This window comes from Mycobacterium sp. E183 (assembly GCF_001667735.1).
GTDB lineage: Bacteria > Actinomycetota > Actinomycetes > Mycobacteriales > Mycobacteriaceae > Mycobacterium.
On record NZ_LZJN01000152.1, the window covers coordinates 1 to 22195 of the forward strand.

Annotated in this window: 22 protein-coding genes and 3 pseudogenes; 14 read left to right on the plus strand and 11 right to left on the minus strand. The window is 67.2% G+C overall.

Annotation, left to right across the window (positions count from 1 at the left end):
• Together A5691_RS28715 and A5691_RS17335 are read right to left on the minus strand one after the other, a co-directional pair.
• Positions 1–66: hypothetical protein (locus A5691_RS28715; protein WP_231981011.1), on the minus strand; the 66-nt coding region annotated here is incomplete at its 3' end.
• 53 nt (positions 67–119) lie between these two features.
• Positions 120–905, minus strand: a complete 786-nt coding sequence (locus A5691_RS17335) for a 2-keto-4-pentenoate hydratase (protein WP_067891499.1) — start codon at positions 903–905, stop codon at positions 120–122.
• A 72-nt stretch (positions 906–977) separates the two neighbouring features.
• Here A5691_RS17335 and kstD point away from each other — a divergent pair, with 72 nt between their 5' ends.
• From kstD to A5691_RS17355, 4 genes are all read left to right on the plus strand, one after another.
• Entirely contained in the window at positions 978–2660 is a 1683-nt protein-coding gene (gene kstD, locus A5691_RS17340; protein WP_067752400.1) for a 3-oxosteroid 1-dehydrogenase, read from the plus strand.
• Positions 2660–3520, plus strand: a complete 861-nt coding sequence (locus tag A5691_RS17345) for a MaoC/PaaZ C-terminal domain-containing protein (protein WP_067891496.1) — start codon at positions 2660–2662, stop codon at positions 3518–3520. Before kstD ends, A5691_RS17345 begins: the two co-directional genes overlap by 1 nt.
• Positions 3521–3575: 55 nt before the next feature.
• The gene (locus tag A5691_RS17350) at positions 3576–5330 is read left to right on the plus strand and encodes a patatin-like phospholipase family protein (RefSeq protein ID WP_067891492.1); all 1755 of its coding nucleotides are present in this window, start codon (positions 3576–3578) and stop codon (positions 5328–5330) included.
• 153 nt (positions 5331–5483) lie between these two features.
• Positions 5484–6431: an adenylate/guanylate cyclase domain-containing protein gene (locus A5691_RS17355; protein WP_068017239.1), complete on the plus strand. Its 948-nt coding sequence runs from the start codon at positions 5484–5486 to the stop codon at positions 6429–6431.
• An 83-nt stretch (positions 6432–6514) separates the two neighbouring features.
• Here the strand turns inward: A5691_RS17355 and A5691_RS17360 are convergent, their stop codons facing one another.
• The 7 genes and pseudogenes from A5691_RS17360 to A5691_RS29160 all read right to left on the minus strand — a co-directional run.
• Entirely contained in the window at positions 6515–7684 is a 1170-nt protein-coding gene (locus tag A5691_RS17360) for a lipid-transfer protein (RefSeq protein WP_067891486.1), read from the minus strand.
• Positions 7684–8085, minus strand: coding sequence for a MaoC family dehydratase (locus tag A5691_RS17365; protein ID WP_067752385.1), 402 nt, complete (start codon positions 8083–8085; stop codon positions 7684–7686). The genes A5691_RS17360 and A5691_RS17365 overlap by 1 nt, the downstream gene beginning before the upstream one ends.
• Positions 8082–9047, minus strand: coding sequence for a bifunctional MaoC family dehydratase N-terminal/OB-fold nucleic acid binding domain-containing protein (locus A5691_RS17370; protein ID WP_067752382.1), 966 nt, complete (start codon positions 9045–9047; stop codon positions 8082–8084). The genes A5691_RS17365 and A5691_RS17370 overlap by 4 nt, the downstream gene beginning before the upstream one ends.
• Complete coding sequence (gene fadE29 / locus A5691_RS17375) at positions 9044–10207, minus strand: acyl-CoA dehydrogenase FadE29 (RefSeq protein WP_067752379.1); 1164 nt, start codon at positions 10205–10207, stop codon at positions 9044–9046. The genes A5691_RS17370 and fadE29 overlap by 4 nt, the downstream gene beginning before the upstream one ends.
• Positions 10198–11211 (minus strand): acyl-CoA dehydrogenase family protein, encoded by a 1014-nt coding sequence (locus tag A5691_RS17380; protein WP_067752376.1) that lies wholly within the window; start codon positions 11209–11211, stop codon positions 10198–10200. Before A5691_RS17380 ends, fadE29 begins: the two co-directional genes overlap by 10 nt.
• Positions 11211–11531: pseudogene (locus A5691_RS29155) on the minus strand (cytochrome P450); the annotation flags it as partial. The pseudogene A5691_RS29155 and the gene A5691_RS17380, both read right to left, overlap by 1 nt.
• 115 nt (positions 11532–11646) lie before the next feature.
• Positions 11647–12445, minus strand: a pseudogene (locus tag A5691_RS29160) (steroid C27-monooxygenase); the annotation flags it as partial.
• A 122-nt stretch (positions 12446–12567) separates the two neighbouring features.
• Here A5691_RS29160 and A5691_RS17390 point away from each other — a divergent pair.
• The 6 genes and pseudogenes from A5691_RS17390 to A5691_RS17415 all read left to right on the plus strand — a co-directional run bounded on the left by A5691_RS17390 (position 12568) and on the right by A5691_RS17415 (position 16917).
• Positions 12568–13731 (plus strand): steroid 3-ketoacyl-CoA thiolase, encoded by a 1164-nt coding sequence (locus A5691_RS17390; RefSeq protein ID WP_067755065.1) that lies wholly within the window; start codon positions 12568–12570, stop codon positions 13729–13731.
• Positions 13732–13738: 7 nt separating this feature from the next.
• A complete protein-coding gene (locus tag A5691_RS17395; RefSeq protein ID WP_067755068.1) occupies positions 13739–14125 on the plus strand; it encodes a hypothetical protein in 387 nt (128 codons plus the stop codon).
• Positions 14126–14134: 9 nt separating this feature from the next.
• Positions 14135–14587, plus strand: coding sequence for a nitroreductase family deazaflavin-dependent oxidoreductase (locus A5691_RS17400; protein WP_067755072.1), 453 nt, complete (start codon positions 14135–14137; stop codon positions 14585–14587).
• 84 nt (positions 14588–14671) lie between these two features.
• Positions 14672–14926 (plus strand): annotated as a pseudogene (locus A5691_RS17405) (nitroreductase/quinone reductase family protein); the annotation flags it as partial.
• A gap of 185 nt (positions 14927–15111) precedes the next feature.
• A complete protein-coding gene (locus A5691_RS17410; protein ID WP_068017244.1) occupies positions 15112–16302 on the plus strand; it encodes a cytochrome P450 in 1191 nt (396 codons plus the stop codon).
• A 51-nt stretch (positions 16303–16353) separates the two neighbouring features.
• Entirely contained in the window at positions 16354–16917 is a 564-nt protein-coding gene (locus A5691_RS17415; RefSeq protein ID WP_082950383.1) for a pyridoxamine 5'-phosphate oxidase family protein, read from the plus strand.
• Positions 16918–16922: 5 nt separating this feature from the next.
• Here the strand turns inward: A5691_RS17415 and A5691_RS17420 are convergent, their stop codons facing one another.
• Positions 16923–17828 carry an SDR family oxidoreductase gene (locus A5691_RS17420; RefSeq protein ID WP_067780756.1) on the minus strand — a complete coding sequence of 302 codons (906 nt, stop codon included), beginning with the start codon at positions 17826–17828 and terminating at the stop codon, positions 16923–16925.
• A 14-nt stretch (positions 17829–17842) separates the two neighbouring features.
• A complete protein-coding gene (locus A5691_RS17425; protein ID WP_197498981.1) occupies positions 17843–18628 on the minus strand; it encodes an SDR family oxidoreductase in 786 nt (261 codons plus the stop codon).
• Positions 18629–18687: 59 nt separating this feature from the next.
• On the opposite strand from A5691_RS17425, the gene echA20 reads away from it, so the two are divergent.
• The 4 genes from echA20 to ipdC are packed head-to-tail and all read left to right on the plus strand — an operon-like array spanning position 18688 to position 22191.
• Complete coding sequence (gene echA20 / locus A5691_RS17430) at positions 18688–19446, plus strand: (7aS)-7a-methyl-1,5-dioxo-2,3,5,6,7,7a-hexahydro-1H-indene-carboxyl-CoA hydrolase (protein WP_067887358.1); 759 nt, start codon at positions 18688–18690, stop codon at positions 19444–19446.
• A gap of 44 nt (positions 19447–19490) precedes the next feature.
• Entirely contained in the window at positions 19491–20375 is an 885-nt protein-coding gene (ipdA, locus tag A5691_RS17435) for a cholesterol ring-cleaving hydrolase subunit IpdA (RefSeq protein ID WP_067780761.1), read from the plus strand.
• Positions 20372–21115: a cholesterol ring-cleaving hydrolase subunit IpdB gene (gene ipdB, locus A5691_RS17440; RefSeq protein WP_067752001.1), complete on the plus strand. Its 744-nt coding sequence runs from the start codon at positions 20372–20374 to the stop codon at positions 21113–21115. Before ipdA ends, ipdB begins: the two co-directional genes overlap by 4 nt.
• On the plus strand, positions 21112–22191 hold the full coding sequence (gene ipdC, locus A5691_RS17445) for a (3aS,4S,5R,7aS)-5-hydroxy-7a-methyl-1-oxo-octahydro-1H-indene-4-carboxyl-CoA dehydrogenase (RefSeq protein ID WP_067887362.1): 1080 nt from the start codon (positions 21112–21114) through the stop codon (positions 22189–22191). Before ipdB ends, ipdC begins: the two co-directional genes overlap by 4 nt.
• The last annotated feature ends 4 nt before the right edge of the window (positions 22192–22195 follow it).

Genomic DNA, 22195 nt, shown 5'->3' on the forward strand with positions numbered 1-22195 from the left:
CTTGTAGAGCAGGTCAGTACTGATGTTTCCCGACCCGACAATGGCCACACTCGCCTTAGCCGGCATCTGACGCTCCTTTTGCGAAGCTCGCTATTTAAGTCCGACGACTTAATCCGAGACTATTCGAATGACAAATGAACAGATCCCAGGCCCGTGAAGTCGGCCACAAAATCGTCGCCGGCGTGCGCGTCGATCGCGCGCATACACGAGCCCGGAAGTACCAAGTCGCCTTTGCGCAACCGCACGCCGAAGCCCTCCACCTTGCGGGCCAGCCAGGCCACCGCGGTGAGGGGGTTGCCGAGCACCGCGTCGGTGCGGCCCTTGGCGACGACCTCACCGTTGCAGCTGAGGACCGCATCGATCCCTTTGATGTCGACGTCGCCCGGGGAGACGCGCGCCTTGCCCAGCACGAAGCCCGCCGACGACGCGTTGTCGGCGATGGTGTCGCACAACTCGATCTTCCAGTCGGTGATCCGGGTGTCGATCAACTCGATCGACGGGACCAGCGCCTCGGTGGCCGCCAGCACGTCGTCCTCCGTGCAGTCGGCTCCCGGCAGGTCGGCGTTGAGGATGAAGCCGACCTCCACCTCGACCCGGGGCCACAGGTAGCGGCTCGCCTTAACCGGGGTGTCTTCGAACAATTGCATCTCGTCGAGCAAATGCCCGTAGTCCGGCTCGTCGACCCCCATCATCTGCTGGATCGCCTTCGACGACAGGCCGACCTTATGGCCCAACACGCGGGCTCCCTCGGCCACCCGCTGGCGGATGTTGATCAGCTGGATCTCATAGGCGTCGACGACGTCGATCTCCGGATGAGCGGCGGTCAGCGGAGCGATCGGTGAGCGGCTCCGCTCAGCCTGCGCCAGGTCGGCAGCGAGCTCGTCTCGTGTCGCAACACTGAGCATCTGCAGAAGTCCCCTCGTTCGTGTGACCGGCCCAGTAGCGCCCGGCCCGGGCAATTCTATAACGTGTTCTACATGACAGCACAGGAGCTCGACGTCGTCGTGGTCGGCAGCGGCGGAGCCGGCATGGTAGCTGCGCTTACCGCCGCTCACCGGGGCCTCTCCACAGTAGTCATCGAGAAGGCTGCGCACTTCGGCGGCTCGACCGCCCGCTCGGGTGGGGGCGTCTGGATTCCCAACAACGAGGTGCTCAAGCGTGACGGCGTCCGGGACAACCCGGAGGCGGCCCGGACCTACCTGCACGGCATCGTCGGCAACGTCGTCGAGCCGGAACGCATCGACACGTACCTCGAGCGCGGACCCGAGATGCTCTCGTTCGTGCTGAAGCACACCCCGCTGAAGATGTGCTGGGTTCCGCGCTACTCCGACTACTACCCGGAGGCGCCGGGCGGTCGCGCCGAGGGACGTTCGATCGAGCCGAAGCCGTTCGACGCGCGCAAGCTGGGCGCCGACATGCCCGGGCTCGAGCCGGCATACGGCAAGGTGCCGCTCAACGTCGTTGTGATGCAACAGGATTACGTGCGGCTGAACCAGCTGAAGCGCCACCCTCGGGGTGTGCTGCGCAGCCTGAAGGTCGGCGCCCGCACGATGTGGGCGAAGGCGACCGGTAAGAACCTCGTCGGCATGGGCCGGGCGTTGATCGGCCCGCTGCGGATCGGGTTGCAGCAGGCCGGGGTCCCGGTGCTGCTCAACACCGCGCTCACCGACCTGTACGTCGAGGACGGCGTCGTGCGCGGAGTCTACGTTCGCGACACCGGCGCGTCGGAGTCGTCGGAGCCGCGGCTGATCCGGGCGCGGCGCGGGGTGATCCTCGCCTCCGGTGGTTTCGAGCACAACGAGCAGATGCGGGTGAAGTATCAGCGCGCGCCGATCACCACCGAGTGGACCGTCGGCGCCAAGGACAACACCGGTGATGGCATCGTCGCCGCCGAAAAGCTCGGCGCCGCACTCGAACTGATGGAAGACGCCTGGTGGGGCCCGACCGTGCCGCTGGTGGGCGCGCCGTGGTTCGCGTTGTCCGAGCGCAATTCGCCGGGATCGATCATCGTCAACATGTCGGGCAAGCGGTTCATGAACGAGTCGATGCCCTACGTCGAGGCCTGCCACCACATGTATGGCGGAGAATTCGGCCAGGGCCCCGGGCCGGGCGAGAACATTCCGGCGTGGCTGGTGTTCGACCAGCAATACCGCGACCGCTACATCTTCGCGGGATTGCAGCCGGGACAACGCATTCCCCGCAAGTGGCTGGAGTCGGGGGTCATCATCTCCGCCGACACCCTCGAGGAGCTGGCGCAGAAGGCCGGCCTGCCGGTCGCGGACTTCACCGCGACGGTGGCGCGATTCAACGGCTTCGCCAGGTCCGGCGTCGACGAAGACTTCCACCGCGGCGAGAGCGCGTACGACCGCTACTACGGCGACCCGACGAACAAGCCGAATCCCAACCTGGGTGAGCTCGCCCACGCTCCGTACTATGCCGCCAAGATGGTGCCCGGTGACCTGGGCACCAAGGGCGGCGTCCGCACCGACGTCCACGGCCGTGCGCTGCGCGACGACGGCTCGATCATCGAAGGCCTTTACGCCGCAGGCAATGTCAGCGCCCCGGTGATGGGTCACACCTACCCGGGTCCGGGCGGGACCATCGGCCCGGCGATGACGTTCGGCTACTTGGCCGCGCTGCACATTGCGGGGGAACGCTGATGCCCATCGATGTAGACGTCGCACTGGCCGCCGAGCTGGACCCGATCGATTTCTCGTGGACGAGCAGCGACGTGCAGCTCTACCACTTGGCGTTGGGCGCCGGCAAGGATCCGATGGATCCACGCGAACTGCGTTACCTGGTTGACGACACACCGCAGGTGCTGCCGACGTTCGGCAACGTGGCGGCGTCCTTTCACATGACCAAACCGCCGATCGTGCAATTCCCCGGCATCGACATCGAGCTGGGCAAGGTGCTGCACGCCAGCGAGCGGGTGGAGGTGCCCGGCCCGCTGCCGCCGTCGGGTTCGGCCCGCGCCGTCACCCGGTTCACCGACATCTGGGACAAGGGCAAGGCCGCGGTGATCTGGAGTGAGACGACCGTCAGCGCGCCCGACGGCACGCTGCTGTGGACGCAGCGGCGGTCCATCTTCGCCCGCGGTGAGGGCGGATTCGGCGGCGAGCGTGGGCCGTCGACGTCGGACGCCGCGCCGGACCGGGCGCCCGACGTGGAGGTGGCGGTGCCGCTCCTGCCGCAGCAGGCGCTGCTCTACCGGCTGTGCGGCGACCGCAACCCGCTGCACTCCGACCCGGATTTCGCAGCGGCCAATGGCTTTTCGCAACCGATCCTGCACGGCCTGTGCACCTACGGCATGACGTGCAAGGCCATCGTCGACACGCTGCTGGACGGTGACGCCGGCGCGGTGGCCGCGTACGGCGCGCGCTTCGCCGGCGTGGCGTTCCCGGGCGAGACGCTGCGCGTCAACCTGTGGAAAGAGGACGGCCGTTTCGTGGCTAGCGTTGTCGCGCCTTCGCGCGACAACGCCGCGGTGCTCAGCGGCGTCGAGCTGGTCCCCGCGTAGCGGCTTTGCGCCGGGCGGACTACCGCTAGACGGCGCAATATGCTTTCGTCCTTTCATGGTCGCTGAAGGGCAGTCGCCCGAGCCGCGTGCGGCCGACGAGCGAACCGCACTGCGGAGCATGCCGATATTCGCCGATATCGACGACGAACAACTCGACCTGCTCACGAAGACCGTAGGTCGCCAGCACGTTCTCGCCAACGAGTGGCTCTTTCACCTTGGGGACCCGTCGGACGCAATCTATGTAATCGCCTCGGGGCGATTCGCGGCCATCGGCATCGACGGACAGGTGCTTCGTGAGATGGCGTCCGGTGACTCGATCGGAGACCTGGGCGTGATCACCGGCGCCGCTCGCTCGGCCGGAGTACGAGCCCTTCGGGACGGCGTCGTCTGGAGGATCGCCGCTGACGCGTTCAGCGAGGTGCTCGCCAAGGCGCCGCAATTGCAATCGGCGATGTTCCGAGCGATGGCGGTAATGCTTCGCGAGTCACGAGCCGCCACCGTCTCTCGCGGTCGGCGGGTCGTCGGCGTGGTGTCGACCGGGGATGCGGTTGCCATGCCGATCATCGAGGCGATCGCGACTCGGCTGAGATCGCACGGTCGGGCGGCCGTCGTCGCGCCGCCGGTCGAAACGACGGCGGCGGCCAATCATTACGGCGAGCTCGTCGAAGCGTTCAGCGAGACCCTCGACCGCGTCGAGCGGAGCAACGATTGGGTGTTGCTGGTGGCCGACCGGGGCTCGGGCGACAGCTGGCGACGCTATGTCACCGCGCAGAGCGACCGAGTCGTGGTCCTTGCCGATCAAACCCATCCGCCGGCCACGCTCGAACCACCGGTGACGCAAGGGCCGGTCCACCTGGTCACTTGTGGCGTCGTGCCGGACCCGAGCTGGTGGGATCTGCTGCAGCCCGTATCGCATCACCCCGCCGACGACGACGGAATCGGCGCGCTGGCCCGCAGAATCACCGGGCGCTCTATCGGTCTCGTGCTGGGGGGCGGGGGCGCGCGGGGCCTCGCGCATTACGGCGTCTACGAAGAGCTCACGCGGGCGGGCATCGTCATCGACCGGTTCGGCGGAACCAGTTCCGGTGCCCTCGCCGCCGCCACCTTCGCGTTGGGGCTGGACGCGCGGGATTGCACCGCGGCGGCGCGGAAGTACGTTGCCGAGACCAGGCCGGTCAGCGACTACACGATCCCTGCGATAGCCCTCACCCGAGGTCGCCGTGTCGACCGTCTGATAGAGGGATTCTTCGGCAGCACCACCCTGATCGAGCACCTGCCGAGGGAGTTCTTCTCCGTCTCCACCGACATCATCACGGGCGAACAGATCATCCATCGCCGTGGGCTGCTGTGGGTCGCCGTGCGCGCATCGATCTCGATACCCGGTCTCCTGCCGCCGGTGCAACATCGCGAGCGGCTGCTCGTGGACGGCGGATTGATGAACATCCTCCCGGCCGACGTGATGTGTGCCGACCCCGACGGCGAAGTGATATGCGTCGATCTGCGCACGACGTGGGTGCCGTCGAAGGGCTTTGGCCCGCTGCCGGCGAAGCTTCAGCCTCCCGCGTTCGTCCGGCGGCTCGTGACAGGCACGGATGCGGCCCTGCCTCCGCTGCAAGACACGTTGCTTCGCAGCGTCGAACTCGCGGCACCCAAGTGGAACCTGCGCGAGCTCCCCCGGGTCACGGCGATCATCGAGCCTGACGTCTCGGCGATCGGTCCACTGGACTTCAAAAACATCGACGCCGCCCTGCAAGCCGGGCGGAAAGCGGCCCGGGCCGCACTCGAAGCGCAGCCGACGCTCGTTCGCTGAGCGTCGGATACGATTACCCCTGCAGCTAACAGCTCAGCACGTTCAGATGGCAGACGCTTAGTGTGTGCACAGAGTGGTCAGGGCGGGCGTGGCACTCAACGACGGGTCTCGCTCGCACACCCTGCCGTTCGAGTGCGGCGAGGTCGTTAAGCCATGCGCCCCGATTGGTTGAACAAGCCGCTGGCCAATCTGGTCATGCACTTGAACGGCGGCGAGAAGCTCGTGCCGATCTTCGATCAACTATTCGTCGGCCGTCAGTGCGCGGGCATCGACGAAGCGCGCCGGCTGGTTATCCAGGACCCGAACATCTCCCGTAACCACCTCGAGATCCGTCTCGACGTCGTAACCGACCGGGCCTACCTCATCGACACCAGCACCAACGGAACGTTGCTCAACGGCATGCCGCTGGAACGCGCCGTGCAGGTCCCCATCAAGCCCGACGACCAGATCTCGATCGGCGACGTCGTGCTGATCTTCCGATCGGACCGGTTCAATGCAGCGGGGTTGACCAACACCAGCCCGACCCTGACCCGGATCGCCGAGGAGACCATGGTGATGGTGGTCGGCGATATCACCAACTACTCGACGATCTCGGAGGTCACCGACAACCGGGTGATCGCCCAGAGCCTGAACTATCTGTGGCACGACCTCAACCAGGTGCTGCGCGCCCACCGCGGCACGCTCAACCACTACGCCGGCGATGCGCTGTATGCCGTCTGGGAGCTGCGGACGATTCCAAAGGCCAATGAGCTCGCGATCGACTTCGCGCTCGCCGCGAACCGGAGGGTCGAGGAGCTCGGGCCCACCCTCCCCCTGCGGAGCCCGGACGGCTCGCCGATCCGCATGGGCTGGGGGGTGGTGCAGGGCCGGGCCGCGATCGCCGCGATGACGAGAACGGTCACGGCCGTGATTGGCGACGCGACCAACGTGGCGTTCCGGCTGGCCGGCATCGCCGGGCGGGCCGGGCGCCCGGCCGTGATGGTCAGCAGCCGCGTGCGCGATGCCGTTGAGCCGGAATATGTCTGGGGCCACTCGGAGCAGGTCGAGATCAAGGGCCGGCGCGGCATGGAGACCGTGTATTCGGTCGTCGCGCGTTCTTAGCCGACTGCCGTCGAGTGTGCGGCAGGCCGCACAGTCGAACGCGAACGTGCGGCAGGCCGCACACTCGAACGCGAATGGCAGCGTTAGCCGAGGATGAGGCCTGACGTGGGCACGCCGGTTCCCGCGGTGACGAGGACGTGCTCGACGTCGGGGACCGGGTTGACCGAGGTCCCGCGCAATTGCCGGACACCCTCCGCGATTCCGTTCATCCCGTGGATGTAGGCCTCACCGAGCTGGCCGCCGTGGGTATTGATCGGCAGCCGACCGCCCACCTCGACCGCGCCGTTGGCGATGAAGTCTTTGGCCTCGCCCTTGGCGCAGAATCCCAACTCCTCCAACTGAATCAGTGTGAACGGAGTGAAGTGGTCGTAGATCACGGCGGTCTGAATATCGTCCGGCTTCAGGCCCGATTGCTGCCAGAGCTGCTTGCCGACCACACCCATCTCGGGCAGGCCGAGTTCGGAGCGGTAGTAGCTCACCATGGTGTACTGGTCGGGGCTGGCGCCCTGGGCCGCCGCCTCGATGACGGCGGGCCGCTGCTTGAGGTCTCGCGCCCGCTCCACCGAGGTCACCACGAGGGCCACCGCGCCGTCGGTCTCCTGGCAGCAGTCCAGCAGCCGCAACGGCTCGGCGATCCACCGCGAATTCTGGTGGTCGTCAATGGTTATCGGCTTCTCGTAGAAGTACGCCTTCGGGTTCTTGGCCGCGTGCTTGCGGTCTGCGACCGAGATGGCGCCGAAGTCACGGCTGGTGGCACCGGACCAGTGCATGTACCGCTGCGCGATCATGGCCACCTGCGCGGCCGGTGTCGAAAGGCCATGCGGATACGAGAAGGAGTTGTCGGCTGCCGTCGAATCGGCCTGTGCCCCAGGGGTCCCCGCGAGGCGACTTTGCACCTGACCGAAACGCTGGCCGGACCGTTCGTTGAACGCGCGGTAGGCCACCACGACGTCCGCCAGCCCGGTCGCGACGGCCGCTGCTGCGTGTGCGACGGTCCCGCACGCCGCACCGCCGCCGTAACCCGTCTGCGCGAAGAATCTCAGGTCGCCGATGCCGGTCGCACGCGCCACCGCGGTCTCGTTGTTGCTGTCCATCGTGAAGGTGGTGAGGCCGTCGACGTCCGACGGCTTGAGGCCCGCGTCGTCGAGCGCATCCAGAACCGCCTCGGCCGCCAGGCGCAGCTCGCTTCGGCCGGAATTCTTCGAGAAGTCGGTGGCACCGATGCCGACGATGGCGGCCTTACCCGACAACATTAAGCGTCCCCAATCGTGAGCGTGGCGGTCGCGATGACGTGGTCACCAAGGCTGTTGCGGCCGAACACCTTCACGGTGATCAACCCGTCTTCCACCGCGGTCACCTCACCTGAGAAGGTGATGGTGTCGTAGGCGTACCACGGCACGCCCAGCCGCAGACCGATCGACTTGATCATCGCGGTCGGCCCGGCCCAGTCGGTCAGGAAGCGCTGTACCAGCCCGGTGTCGGTGAGGATGTTGACGAAGATATCCTTCGATCCCTTGGCCTGGGCCAGATCCCGGTCGTGGTGCACGTCCTGAAAGTCGCGGGTGGCGATGGCCGTCGAGATGATGAAGGTGGGCGTGCCTTCGATCTTGAGCTCGGGCAGCTTCGTACCCACTTCGACGACGGGCGCACTCATGCTTGGGGCTCCCATGCGTACAGGGTCCATTCCGGGCCGGACTCACCGGCGGGAAAGTCGATATAGGTTGCGCGAACAGGCATTCCGATCTTCACCGCGGCAGGGTCCACCCCGCGCAGCTCGCCCAGCATCCGGACCCCTTCCTCGAGTTCGACCAGGGCGATCACGAAGGGCAGCGTGCGCCCGGGAACCTTGGGCGCGTGGTGCACTACGAAGCTGTACACCGTGCCCGTGCCGCCGGCCACCACAAAGTCGATCGGCTGCTCTTTGTCCTGCCACACCGCCGGCACCGGCGGGTGCTGCAGACTGCCGTCGGGCCGCCGCTGAATGCGCAGCTCGTGTGCCTTGACACCCTCCCAGAAGAACGCGGTGTCCCGGGAAACCGCCGGGCGCATCAGGGCGTCGGCGTCCAAATCCTCGGGAATCGAAGACCGCGCCGTCTCGGATGTCTCGCGCGGCTTGAATTTGAGTATGCGCCATGCCATCTCGGCGACATCCTCGTCACCGACGCGCCAGGTGATGTGCTGGTTGATGAACCAGCCTTCGCCGAGAGCGGTCTGTTTTGGCCCGACCACGTCACGCATCTCGGAGTGCACGGTCACCCGCTCGCCGGGACGCAGATACCGGTGGTAGGTCTGCTCGCAGTTGGTGGCGACCACGCCGACATAGCCTGCGCCGTCGAACAATTCCATGATCGGACCCATGGGATCGTCCGTCGGACGCTCGCCGCCCAGTCCGAACATCGTCCACACCTGGATCATCGCCGGGGGCGCGACAAGTCCGGGATGACCGGCGGCCTTGGCCGCGGCCTCGTCGACGTAGATCGGGTTGCGGTCGCCCAGCGCCTCGACCCAGTTGTTGATGATCGGCTGGTTGACCGGATCCCGGCCCGTGCGGGGTGCGGCGACGACAGTGGACGTGATCTCGGCGACAGCCTTCTTGATGTCGTCCGTGTCGGTCATCGAGGGACCCTCGGCACTTTGAGGCCTGCCGCCGCGATCATTTCTCGCATGACTTCGTTGACGCCTCCACCGAAGGTGATGACCAGGTTGCGCTTGGTTTGCGAGTCCAGCCAGTTCAGCAGCTCCGCGGTGTCCGAGTCGGCCGCGTTGCCATACTTGCCGACGATCTCCTCGGCGAGCCGGCCGATGTACTGGATCCGCTCGGTGCCAAAGACTTTCGTGGCGGCGGCGTCGGCCATGTTGATGTCTTCACCGGCCGCGGCCACCTGCCAGTTGAGCAGCTCGTTGATTCGCCACATCGCGTGGATCTCACCGAGGGCCCGCTTGACGTCCTGGTGGTCGATCGGGGTGATCCCGTCGCTGCCCGGCTTGGACGCCCAGGCGTGCAAGCGGTCGTAGATGCCGGCCGTGCGGCCCGCGGGGCCGAGCATGACACGTTCGTTGTTGAGCTGAGTGGTGATGAGCCGCCAGCCGCCGTTCTCCTCGCCGACCAGCATGTCGGCGGGCACCCGCACGTCGTTGTAGTAGGTGGCGTTGGTGTGGTGGGCGCCGTCGGACAGGATGATCGGCGTCCAGGAGAACCCGGGATCCTTCGTGTCCACGATCAGGATCGAAATGCCCTTGTGTTTAACGGCTTCCGGGTCGGTGCGGCAGGCCAGCCAGATGTAGTCGGCGTCGTGTCCGCCGGTGGTCCACATCTTCTGGCCGTTGACGATGTACTCGTCGCCCTGACGGACGGCGGTCGTCCGCAGGGACGCCAGGTCGGTGCCGGCCTCGGGCTCGCTGTAACCGATCGCGAAGTGCACCTCGCCCGCCAAGATCGCCGGCAGGAACTTCTTTTTCTGCGCTTCGCTGCCGAACTGCTGCAGCGTCGGCCCGACGGTCTGCAGCGTGACCGCGGGCAGCGGAACGTCGGCCCGATGCGCCTCGTTGACGAAGATCGACTGCTCGATGGGCCCGAAGCCCAAGCCGCCGAACTCTTTTGGCCACCCCACCCCGAGCTTGCCGTCGCGGCCCATCCGCCGGATCACCGCGCGGTAGGCCTCGTTGTGCCGGTCCTGCTCCATCGCCTTCATCTCGTCGGACGAGATCAGGTTCGAAAAGTACTCCCGCAGTTCCGCTTGCAGCTGACGCTGCTCCGGAGTGAGGTCTATGAACATTGCGCTCCCACCAGGTCGAGACGATGAGAAGAACCGCCCAGCAGCCGGGACAGGTCCTTGATCGTGGAGTAATACCGGTGCATCGGGTAGGTGATGTCCATGCCCATGCCACCGTGCAGGTGATGGCAGGTCTGCATCACCGGCGGGGCCTGCGAAGTGATCCAGTAGCCGAGCACGTCCAGGTCGTCGTCGGCGTCCCGGCCTTCGGACAGCCGCCACACCACCGACTTGGCCGCCAAATCGATGGTGCGCGAGGCGATGTAGACCTCCGCCAGCTGCGCCGCCACCGTCTGGAACGTGGACAGCGGCTTGCCGAACTGCTTGCGGTTGGCCACGTAGTCCGCGGTGAGGCGCAGCGCCCCGGCCACCAGCCCGTCGGCGTAGGCGCCGACGGCCGCCAAGGCGAGCTGATTGACCCGATGCGCCTGGGCGCCGGCGAGCACATCGGAGTCGCCGACAGCGACGTCGGCGAACGTGACGCTGTACTCGTCCGCACCGTTCGATGTCGGCGTCTTGACCACCGCCACACCGTCGGCCTTCGGCGACACCACCACGACCGCGCTGTCCGCGGTCACGACCATCCAGTCGGCGGATTCGGCATACGGCACAGCCACTTTGGTGCCCGACAGCCGGCCGTCGGCGAAGGTGGTCGACGGCCGGTCGGGCAACGCGGCGCCGGGCTCGTTCAGCGCGGCCGTCAGCACGCCGCCCTTGGCGACCGTGGCCAGGAACCGGTCCTGTTGTTCATCGGACGCCAGGTCAAGCAGCGGCGCCACGCCGAAGCCGAGGGTGGCCAGCGCCGGCGTGATGGCGCCGTGGCGGCCTATCTCGGTGAGCACCGTGGCGACCTCGGGCAGGCCGACGCCGTCGCCGCCGAGGCGCTCGGGCACCGGCAGCGCCGTCACCCCGCCGCTGACCAACGCGTCCCAGCCGAGGTCCCGATCCAGAACGGACGTCACCACATCCGCGACGGCTTGTTGCGTCGCAGTGAGATTGAAGTCCATCAGGACGTCACCGCGGTCTTGCCGGTGTAGTCCACCTGCCAATGCTTGATTCCGTTGAGCCAGCCCGACCGCAGCCGCTCGGGCTCGCCGACCGGCTTGAGGTCCGGCATGTGATCGGCGACCGCGTTGAAGATGAGGTTGATGGTCATGCGGGCCAGGTTCGCGCCGATGCAGTAGTGGGCGCCGGTGCCACCGAACCCGACGTGGGGGTTCGGGTCGCGCAGGATGTTGAAGGCGTGCGGGTCCTCGAAGACCTCTTCGTCGAAGTTGGCCGAGCGGTAGGACATCACCACCCGTTCGCCCTTCTTGATCCGCACGCCTTCAACATCCTGCGCGACCCGAACCCCCACGTCGGGTTCGGTGGCACCGGCGCCCACTACTGCATCGGCGCGAACCTGGCCCGCATGACCATCAACCTCATCTTCAACGCGGTCGCCGATCACATGCCGTGGGTGATCGAGTTGCGCGTGGTCTCGTTGCCCGCCACCGCGAGCATCACCACGAAGAAACCGAACTCGTCGTCGGAGAGCTTCTCGCCGTCGATGTCGGCCTGGACGAGCGTGGTGACGATGTCGTCGGTGGGGTTCTTGCTGCGCTCCGCGGCCATCGCCATGGCGTAGGTGATCAGTTCCATCGACGACTGCGCGGGATCGACGTGAGCGTACTCGGGGTCGGTGCCGCCGGTCATCTCGTTGGACCAGCGGAAGAGCTTGTCGCGATCCTCCTGGGGAACGCCGAGCAGGCCCGCGATGGCTTGCAGCGGCAGCTCGCACGAGACCTGCTCGACGAAGTCGCCGCTGCCCTCGTGCGCCGCGGTCTTCGCGATGTTCTGGGCACGCTGGGCCAGCTCGGCCTCCAGCCGTCCGATGGCCCGTGGCGTGAAGCCGCGCGAGATGATCTTGCGCAGCCGGGTGTGGTGGGGTGCGTCCATGTTGAGCATGACGCTGCGCTGCAGCTCGACCTGCTCGCGCTTCATCTCCGGCGGCCACGTCGGGATGGCGCCGTTCATCCAGCTCGAGAAGATGTCGCTGCGCTTGGACACCTCCTTGACGTCGGCGTGCTTGGTGACGAGCCAATATCCGTGGTCCTCGAACCCGCCCGCGCCATTGGGGATGTCGACCCAGTGGATGGGCTCCGCCTTGCGCAGCTCGGCGAGTTCCGCGACGGGCAGCCCGGCGAGGTTGACGTCGGGGTCGAGAAAGTCGAAGTCGGCGGGGATGTTGGGGGGTGCCATGATGTGTGCGCTCCTCAATTGCAACGTGTTCTAGTGCCAGTAAAACACGGCTCCTGCGCAGATAAAAGGCAGGTCACCATCGTCGCTTGTCAGACTAATGAAACGTGTTCTAGCCTGACGGAATGGGTAACCCGGTAATCGTCGAAGCCACCCGCAGCCCCATCGGCAAGCGCAACGGATGGCTGTCAGGGCTGCATGCGACCGAGCTGCTTGGCGCGGTGCAGAGGGCGCTGGTGGAGAAGGCCGGCATCGACGCCGGCGACGTCGAACAGGTCATCGGCGGCTGCGTGACGCAGTTCGGCGAGCAGTCCAACAACATCACCCGGGTCAGCTGGCTGGTCGCCGGGCTGCCGGAGCACGTCGGCGCCACGACCGTGGACTGCCAGTGCGGCAGCAGCCAGCAGGCCAACGGGCTGGTGGCCGGGTTGATCGCGGCGGGTGCCATCGACATCGGCATCGCCTGCGGAATCGAGGCCATGAGCCGCGTCGGACTCGGCGCCAACGCCGGTCCCGACCGAAGCATCCTGCGGCCCGCGTCGTGGGACATCGACCTGCCCGACCAGTTCACCGCGGCCGAGCGGATCGCCAAGCGGCGGGGCATCACCCGCGACGACATCGACGAGTTCGGCTACCAATCGCAGGCCAAGGCCAAGCGGGCGTGGGAGGAAGGCCGGTTCGACCGCGAGATCTCCCCGATCGAGGCGCCGGCACTGGACGAGAACAAGCAGCCGACGTCCGAGCGGGTGACCATCTCCCGCGACCAGGGCCTGCGGGAGACCACCCTGTCGGGGCTGAGCTCGCTGAAGCCGGTCATCGAGGGCGGAATCCACACGGCGGGAACGTCGTCGCAGATCTCCGATGGCGCCGCGGCGGTGCTGTGGATGGACGAGGACAAGGCCAAGTCGCTCGGATTGCGGCCGCGGGCCCGCATCGTCAGCCAGGCGCTGGTCGGCGCCGAGCCGTACTACCACCTCGACGGCCCCGTCCAGTCCACCGCCAAGGTTCTGGAAAAGGCCGGCATGAAGATTGGTGACATCGACATCACCGAGATCAACGAGGCGTTCGCGTCGGTGGTGCTGTCCTGGGCGCGGGTGCACAACCCGGACATGGACAAGGTGAACGTGAACGGTGGGGCGATCGCGTTGGGCCACCCGGTGGGCAGCACCGGCAGCCGGCTGATCACCACCGCGCTGCACGAGCTGGAGCGCACCGACCAGAGCACCGCGCTGATCACCATGTGCGCGGGCGGTGCCCTGTCAACCGGCACCATCATCGAACGCATCTAGCCTCTCGGTGCTCGTCTCCGAAGAGAGCCGCATCGCCGCGGCGCAGGCCTACATCGACGCGCTTGTCAGCCATCACGGCGACTCCGTTCCGTTCGCCGCGCGGTGCACCCGCGTCGAGCAAGGGATCAAGAACGGGTTCTCCGGAAACCATCTGCGCCGCAGCATGAATCGTGGTCCGCAGTACCGATTTCTCGCGGACACGACGCCGCCGGATTACCGAATCGACGGAGACCGGGTGCACGCGGCGTACACCGTGCTGACCAAGGCGGCGTTCGGCGGCCGTCGGCTGGCCGCACGAGTCAACGAGACGTTCGTGATACCGGCCGAAAGCTCAAGCGGCAAGGCCGAAATCCACCACATCAAGGTTCGCTTCCAACCATTTGTCCAGCGCTAAGGGAACATCATGCCTAAACCGAAGCCACGCTCTTTGAACGCCCCCTGGGTCGGCTTCATCATCAAATGGATGGCCAAGGGCAACACGTGGATCTACCGACGCAGCAACGGAAAACTGGGCGGCACCTTCGGCAACGCGCCGGTCGCCCTGCTCACCACGACGGGCCGTAAGACCGGTGAACCGCGGGTGAGCCCGCTGCTGTATCTACGCGAAGGGAACCGGGTGGTACTGGTCGCATCGAAGGGCGGCAGCGACAAGAACCCATTGTGGTACCTCAACCTCAAGGCCAATCCCAAAGTCTCCGTGCAGATCAAGGACGAGGTGCTGCAGCTGCAGGCCCGTGACGCCACCGAGGCCGAGCGCGCGGAATACTGGCCGAAGCTGGATGCCATGTACCCGTCATTCGGCGACTACCGATCGTGGACGGACCGCGTCATCCCGATCGTCATCTGCGACCCGTAACGTTTCCCTCGCTGCAGGTTGGGAAAGATCCTGGGCGACGTCGTCGACGCTGACGTCGGCGAAGCCGCGGGCACTGAACAGCTCGACGGCGAAAGGGTGATTCTGCCGGCTTCTTTCGGCGGGCGCGACGTAGACCCGTTGTGGTATCGCAACCTGAAGGAGCATCCCGAAGTGCGGGTGCAGATCCGCGCCCGGCAGCTGGATCTGGTGGCCCGGGATGCCACAGACGCTGAGCGCGAACGCTATTGGCCGCCGCTGAAGCGGATCTGCCCTCGCTACCGCGAATACCGTCGGGCCATCGACCGCGTCATCCCGCTCGTGGTCTGCGAGCCGCGCTAGGCGCGGCCGGTTTGTCTGGGTAGGACCGTCGGTGAGAACGGAGCAGCCGGCCTTGGCCGTCCGCCGCCGAACCATCCGTTGCACCCGGGCACGGCACCTCAGGGCTTGACTGAGCATATCGCCGTATGTGACGATTTCGTCAGAAAGCGTGCGCCGTGGCCGCCAGGCGCGCTGTGAGGAGAACGATGCGTCGCACACCGGCCGGTGTCCCGGTATACGAACCCGACCTCTACTCCGCCGCCGCCATCGTCGATCCCTACCCGCACTACCGGCGCCTGCGCGACCTCGGCCCGGTGGTCTGGCTGGCCAAGCAGAAGGCGTACGCGCTCCCCCGCTACGCCGAGAGCAAGGCCGTGTTGCGTGACGACACGACGTTCCTGTCGGGCAGGGGCGTCTCCCTGAACCCGATCACCAATCGCCTATCGCGAGGCACGACCCTCAACAGCGACGGCGACGAGCACGATCAACGTCGCAAACTGGTCGCGCACCGACTGTTGCCGCGCGTGCTGCGTGCGATCAGCGACAGCGTGGACGCCACCGCCGCGGCGGTCGTCGATGCCGCGCTCGCCCAGGGTGCGGTCGACGGGGTAAACGACCTGGCGGCCGCCCTGCCGCTGGCCGTGGTGCCTGACCTCATCGGTTGGCCGCGGGATGGTCGGCATCACCTCATCGACTGGGGCGGAGCCACTTTCGATGTCCTCGGCCCGCTGAACTGGCAAGCGATCAAGTCGACGCCTCGCGCGTTGCAAATGCTGCGGTTCGCGCGCCGCGTGGTTCGCCAGCGGGCCGTTCTCGACGGCAGCATGGCACACGAGCTTCTGCTTGCCGCCGACGAAGGCAAGCTGTCGCATCGCGAGTGTCCGCCGCTGATGGTCGACTATCTCGCGCCGTCGATCGACACCACCATGAGCGCCATCTCCAACGCGTTGCACCTGTTCGCCAGCCACCCCGAGCAGTGGCGGCTGCTGAAAGAGGACCCGGGCCTCATGACGAACGCCGTCAATGAAGTGGTCCGGTACGAGCCCCCGCTGCGCGCATTCGCGCGCTGGGTGGCCAGCCAAACTGAAATAGCCGGCACGCCAATGCCGTCCGGTGCTCGCGCCCTTGTGATGTACGCCTCTGCCAACCGAGACGAACGCGAATGGGAGGAACCCGAAGTCTTCGACATCCGCCGCGACGCCAGCCGTCAAATCGGCTTCGGCCACGGAGCGCATGCCTGCGCCGGCCAAGGTCTGGCGCGCCTGGAAACGTCGGCCATGCTGCGCGCACTGATTGAGCGCGTCGACCGCATCGAGGTCACCGGAACACCGAAGTGGGCGATGAACAACATCATCCGCCGTCACGAGGCCCTGCCGCTCAAGCTGGTTCCGGCATAAATTCGCGTGGTGTCAGCTCGACGCCGCCCGCGCCAAACTGAAAGGGACTCAATGAGACTCTTGCCCCCGGCCGCCGAGCCGTTCACTGCTCCGCCCGACCGGGACATGCTCCCCTCGGAGCGCCGAGAATTCGTCCGCACGCACCGGACGTGTGTCTTCGGTTACCGCCGCCGCCATGACGGCCCGGCCATGTCGATCGTGTATTACGTCCCGACCGATGACGATGAGCTGCTCGTGTCCACCATGGCCGGACGCGCGAAGGCGAACGCGGTGGCGCGGGACCCGAAAGTGAGCATTTGTGTGCTCGACGAGCGCTGGCCGTTCTCCTTCTTGCAGGTATACGCCGACGCCGTCGTCGATAAAGACCCCGACCTCACCGTCGACGTCATGATGGCCGTCGGCTGGCGCATGTCCGGACACCAGGCGGGCGCGGAAGCCCGGCCGTTCGTCCGGGAAATGGCCGAGCGCGAAGACAGACTGGTGCTTCGTTGTCGTCCCTACGCGACCTTCGCCACACCGCCGCGTCACCTGTATGCGAACGAGGAAGCGAACGAGCTGACGCACTGGGGATCATCGTCGCTCCCCTGGAACGCTCCGGATCCGGTTGCCCGGTAGCTGAATCAGGCCCCGTACACGGGAACCGGCGGGCGGGCCTTGGCGAGCAGGTCGGCGACGACGGGCCCCAGTTCCGCGGGATCCCACCTTGCGCCCTTGTCGATCTGCGGCCCGTGTGCCCAGCCCTCCGCGACCCGGATCTTACCGCCCTCGACCTCGAACACCTTCCCGGTCACGTCGCGGGATTCCGCGCTGCCCAGCCACACCACCAGCGGCGAGACGTTCTCGGGCGCCATGGCGTCGAAATCCTGGTCCTGCGTTGCCATCATCTCGGCGAAGACCGTCTCGGTCATGCGGGTTCGGGCCGACGGCGCGATGGCGTTGACCGTCACGCCGTAGCGGCCCATCTCGGCGGCGCCGACCAGCGTCATCGCCGCGATGCCGGCCTTGGCCGCGCTGTAGTTGCCCTGCCCGACGCTGCCCTGCAGGCCGGCGCCCGAACTGGTGTTGACGATCCGCGCGTCGACGGCCTTGCCCTCTTTGGACAACCCGCGCCAGTACGACGCCGCGTGCCGCATGGTGGCGAAGTGGCCCTTGAGATGTACGGCGATAACGGCGTCGAACTCCTCCTCGCTGGTGTTGGCCATCATCCTGTCGCGGACGATGCCGGCGTTGTTGACCAACACGTCCAGCCCGCCGAAGGTGTCGACGGCGGTCTGGATCAGGGCGGCCGCTTCGTTCCAGTCGGCGACGTTGGATCCGTTGGCGACGGCTTCCCCACCGGCCGCGGTGATTTCGTCGACCACGCCCTGGGCGGCGCTGCCGCCCCCGGCCGGCGAGCCGTCCAGGCCCACGCCGATGTCGTTGACCACCACGCGCGCACCTTCGGCCGCGAAGGCGAGCGCATGCGCGCGACCGATACCGCCGCCCGCTCCGGTGACGATGACCACGCGGCCGTCAACCACTCCCATTGTTCGTGTCTCCTCTACTTGATCGCGCCGGCGTTCGTTGTGGCCAGGTAGTGCGGCGGCTCGCCCCCGCCGTGCACCTCGAGCGACGCGCCGCTGATGTAGGACGCCGCGTCCGATGCCAAAAAGGCTGCGGCCCAGCCGATGTCGTCGGGCTTGGCGAGTCGGCCCAGCGGCACGTTCTTGGAGATTGCGGCGATGGACTCGGCGTCGCCGTAGAAGAGCTCGGATTGCTCGGTCTCGACCATGCCGACGACACAGGAGTTCACCCGGACCTTCGGCCCCCATTCCACCGCCAGGGTCTGTGTGAGGCTTTCCAGGCCGGCCTTGGCCGCCCCGTAGGCGCCGGTGCCGGGCGATGGCCGTCGACCGGACAGACTGCAGATGTTGATGATCGACCCGCCGCGGTCCTGGTTCTGCATCTTCTCGTTCGCGTGTTGGGAAACCGACAGTGCGCCAATGAGGTTGAGTTCGATGATCTTGCGGTTGAACTTCGCGCTGGACTCCGCGGTCAGCACGTACGGCGAACCGCCGGCGTTGTTGACCACGACGTCGAGCCGGCCGTGCCTGTCGACGATGGTGTCGATGAGCGCCTTCACGGCGTCGTCGTCGCGGACGTCGCAGGAATGGAACTCGTACGGCAGGCCCTCGACGGCCCGCCGTGCGCAGGTGATGACCGTCGCGCCCTGCCCGGCGAACACCGAGCTGATGCCGGCGCCCACCCCCCGGACCCCGCCGGTTACCAGAACCACCCGCCCGGCCAGCCCCAAGTTCACGGCGTCGGATGCTTCGGCGCGAGTCACTGTGCTAGCGTACCAAGCAAGTGCTTGCTTAGGTAGTTACCCCACGAGGAAGTGGCGCCTTGCCCATCACATCCACCACCACCGAACCGGGCATCGTCGCGGTCACCGTCGACTTTCCCCCGGTCAACGCCATCCCGTCGCGCGGCTGGTTCGAACTGGCCGACGCCATCACGGCCGCCGGCCAAGACCCCGAGACCCACGTGGTCATCCTGCGGGCGGAGGGCCGCGGCTTCAACGCCGGGGTCGACATCAAGGAGATGCAGCGCACCGAGGGATTCACCGCGCTGATCGACGCAAACCGCGGTTGCTTCGCCGCCTTCCGGGCGGTCTACGAGTGCGCGGTGCCCGTCGTCGCGGCCGTGAACGGCTTCTGCGTCGGCGGCGGCATCGGCCTGGTCGGCAACTCCGACGTCATCGTGGCCTCCGAGGACGCCACCTTCGGGCTGCCGGAGGTCGAGCGCGGTGCGCTCGGGGCGGCCACCCACCTGTCGCGGCTGGTGCCGCAGCACATGATGCGGCGGCTGTTCTTCACCGCCGCGACCGTCGACGCCGCCACCCTGCACCATTTCGGTTCGGTGCACGAGGTGGTGCCGCGCGACGAGCTGGATGAGGCCGCATTGAAGGTGGCCCGCGACATCGCCGCCAAGGACACCCGGGTCATCCGCGCGGCCAAGGAGGCGCTCAACCTGATCGACGTGCAGCGCGTCAATTCGAGTTACCGCATGGAGCAAGGCTTTACGTTCGAGCTCAACCTGGCCGGCGTCGCCGATGAGCACCGCGACGCATTCGCCGGTACCACGAAGCGTGAGAAGTCTTAGCCGCCGGCGACGATGCAGAACGAAGTGATGAGGAGCGGCGCATAGTGACCGACAAGAGAACCACCCTCGACGAGGCCGTCGCGCAGCTGCGCAGCGGCATGACGGTCGGCATCGGCGGCTGGGGCTCGCGGCGCAAGCCGATGGCGTTCGTGCGCGCCATGTTGCGCTCCGACGTCACGGACCTCACGGTGGTCACCTACGGCGGGCCCGACCTGGGGTTGCTGTGCTCGGCCGGCAAGGTCAAGCGCGTCTACTACGGGTTCGTCTCCCTGGATTCCCCGCCGTTCTACGACCCCTGGTTCGCCAAGGCCCGCACCAGCGGCGCGATCGAGGCCCGGGAAATGGACGAGGGCATGCTGCGCTGCGGCCTGCAAGCCGCCTCGCAACGCCTGCCGTTCCTGCCGATTCGGGCCGGGCTGGGCAGCTCGGTCCCCGACTTTTGGGAGGGCGAGCTGCAGACCGTGACCAGCCCGTACCCCGCGCCGGAGGGCGGGCACGAGACGCTGATCGCCATGCCGGCGCTGCGCCTGGACGCGGCCTTCGTGCACCTCAATCTCGGTGACAGCCGCGGCAATGCGGCCTACACGGGGATCGATCCGTACTTCGACGACCTGTTCCTGATGGCCGCCGACAAGCGCTTCCTGTCGGTGGAGCGCGTCGTCTCCACCGAGGAGCTGGTCAAAGCCGTTCCCCCCCAGGCCCTGCTGGTGAATCGGATGATGGTCGACTCCGTCGTGGAGGCCCCCGGCGGCGCACACTTCACCACCGCGGCACCGGATTACGGTCGCGACGAGAAATTCCAGCGGCATTACGCCGAGGCCGCCTCGACCGAAGAGGGCTGGCAGAAGTTCGTCCAGACCTACCTGTCGGGCAGCGAGGACGATTACCAGGCGGCGGTCCGCGCATTCGCAGAGGAGGCGGCCAAATGAGCACCACCCGCGCCGAGGTGTGCGCGGTCGCGTGCGCCGAGCTATTCAGGAACTCGGGCGAAATCATGGTCAGCCCGATGACGAACATGGCCTCGGTCGGGGCGCGGCTGGCGCGATTGACTTTTTCACCGGACATCCTGCTGACCGACGGCGAGGCGCAACTGCTGGCGGACACCCCGGCCCTGGGCAAGACCGGACCCGTCGAGGGCTGGATGCCGTTCGGCCGGGTGTTCGAGACACTGGCCTGGGGCCGGCGGCACGTGGTGATGGGCGCCAATCAGGTTGACCGCTTTGGCAATCAGAACATCTCGGCGTTCGGCCCGCTGCAACACCCGACCCGCCAGATGTTCGGCCTGCGGGGAGCGCCCGGCAACGCGATCAACCACGCGACCAGTTACTGGGTGGGCAACCATTCGAAGCGGGTGTTCTGCGAGGCGGTCGACGTGATCTGCGGCATCGGCTGGGACAAGGTGGATCCGGACAACCCGGCGTTCCGCTTCGCCAACACCCACCGCGTCGTGTCCAACCTGGGGGTGTTCGACTTCGGCGGTCCGGACCACACCATGCGCGCGGTGTCCCTGCATCCCGGGGTCTCGCCCGACGACGTCCGCGAGGCCACGTCGTTCGAGGTGCACGGCGTGGACGAGGCGGAAGAGACCAGGCAGCCGACCGACGAGGAACTCCGGCTGATCCGCGAGGTCATCGATCCGAAGTCGCTGCGCGACAGGGAGATACGTTGAACAGGCTGCGTACGCCGCTGACCGAGCTGGTCGGTGTCGAGCACCCGGTGGTGCAAACCGGAATGGGCTGGGTGGCCGGCGCGCGACTGGTGGCCGCCACGGCCAACGCGGGCGGGCTGGGCATCCTGGCCTCGGCCACCATGACGCTGGACGAATTGGCGACGGCCATCGGCAAGGTCAAGGCCGCCACCGAAAAGCCGTTCGGGGTGAACATCCGCGCCGACGCCGCGGACGCCGGCGACCGCGTCGATCTGATGATCCGCGAGGGCGTGAAGGTGGCGTCCTTCGCCCTGGCGCCCAAGCAGGAGCTGATCGCCCGGCTGAAAGAGGCGGGCGCGGTGGTGATTCCGTCGATCGGTGCCGCCAAGCACGCTAAAAAGGTGGCGGCCTGGGGCGCCGACGCGATGATCGTGCAGGGCGGCGAGGGTGGTGGACACACCGGGCCCGTGGCCACGACGCTGCTGCTGCCGTCGGTGCTGGATGCCGTGCAGGGCACCGGGATCCCCGTGATCGCCGCGGGGGGCTTCTTCGACGGGCGCGGGCTCGCGGCCGCGCTGAGCTACGGGGCGGCCGGCGTGGCGATGGGCACGCGCTTCCTGCTGACCTCGGACTCGACGGTGCCCGACGAGGTCAAGCGGCGCTACCTGGAGGCGGCGCTCGACGGCACGGTGGTCACCACGCGCGTCGACGGCATGCCGCACCGCGTGCTGCGCACCGGCCTGGTCGAGAGGCTCGAAAGCGGTTCACCGGTAAGGGGTCTCACCGCGGCCGTGCGCAACGCGGCAAAGTTCAAACACATGTCGCAGATGACCTGGCGGTCGATGATCCGCGACGGCCTGGCGATGCGCCACGGCAAGGAGCTGACCTGGTCCCAGGTGGTGATGGCGGCCAACACCCCGATGCTGCTGAAGGCCGGCCTGGTCGAAGGCAACACCGACGCCGGGGTGCTCGCCTCCGGACAGGTGGCCGGCATCCTGGAGGACCTGCCGTCATGCGCCGAGCTGATCGACTCGGTTGTGCGCGACGCGATCGCACACCTGAAGGCGGCGTCTGCGCTCGTCGAAGCGGGCGACTAAAGAC

Bases quoted from the DNA above. Each gene is read 5' to 3' on its own strand.
- A5691_RS17420 (WP_067780756.1), bottom strand. From the start codon at position 17,828: ATGGGAGTGGTTGACGGCCGCGTGGTCATCGTCACCGGAGCGGGCGGC.
- A5691_RS17360 (WP_067891486.1), bottom strand. From the start codon at position 7,684: ATGTTGTCGGGTAAGGCCGCCATCGTCGGCATCGGTGCCACCGACTTC.
- A5691_RS17345 (WP_067891496.1), top strand. From the start codon at position 2,660: ATGCCCATCGATGTAGACGTCGCACTGGCCGCCGAGCTGGACCCGATC.
- A5691_RS17380 (WP_067752376.1), bottom strand. From the start codon at position 11,211: ATGGACTTCAATCTCACTGCGACGCAACAAGCCGTCGCGGATGTGGTG.
- A5691_RS17400 (WP_067755072.1), top strand. From the start codon at position 14,135: ATGCCTAAACCGAAGCCACGCTCTTTGAACGCCCCCTGGGTCGGCTTC.
- A5691_RS17355 (WP_068017239.1), top strand. From the start codon at position 5,484: ATGCGCCCCGATTGGTTGAACAAGCCGCTGGCCAATCTGGTCATGCAC.
- ipdB (WP_067752001.1), top strand. From the start codon at position 20,372: ATGAGCACCACCCGCGCCGAGGTGTGCGCGGTCGCGTGCGCCGAGCTA.
- A5691_RS17350 (WP_067891492.1), top strand. From the start codon at position 3,576: ATGGTCGCTGAAGGGCAGTCGCCCGAGCCGCGTGCGGCCGACGAGCGA.
- A5691_RS17390 (WP_067755065.1), top strand. From the start codon at position 12,568: ATGGGTAACCCGGTAATCGTCGAAGCCACCCGCAGCCCCATCGGCAAG.
- A5691_RS17415 (WP_082950383.1), top strand. From the start codon at position 16,354: ATGAGACTCTTGCCCCCGGCCGCCGAGCCGTTCACTGCTCCGCCCGAC.
- kstD (WP_067752400.1), top strand. From the start codon at position 978: ATGACAGCACAGGAGCTCGACGTCGTCGTGGTCGGCAGCGGCGGAGCC.
- fadE29 (WP_067752379.1), bottom strand. From the start codon at position 10,207: ATGTTCATAGACCTCACTCCGGAGCAGCGTCAGCTGCAAGCGGAACTG.
- A5691_RS17365 (WP_067752385.1), bottom strand. From the start codon at position 8,085: ATGAGTGCGCCCGTCGTCGAAGTGGGTACGAAGCTGCCCGAGCTCAAG.
- A5691_RS17410 (WP_068017244.1), top strand. From the start codon at position 15,112: ATGCGTCGCACACCGGCCGGTGTCCCGGTATACGAACCCGACCTCTAC.
- A5691_RS17370 (WP_067752382.1), bottom strand. From the start codon at position 9,047: ATGACCGACACGGACGACATCAAGAAGGCTGTCGCCGAGATCACGTCC.
- A5691_RS17335 (WP_067891499.1), bottom strand. From the start codon at position 905: ATGCTCAGTGTTGCGACACGAGACGAGCTCGCTGCCGACCTGGCGCAG.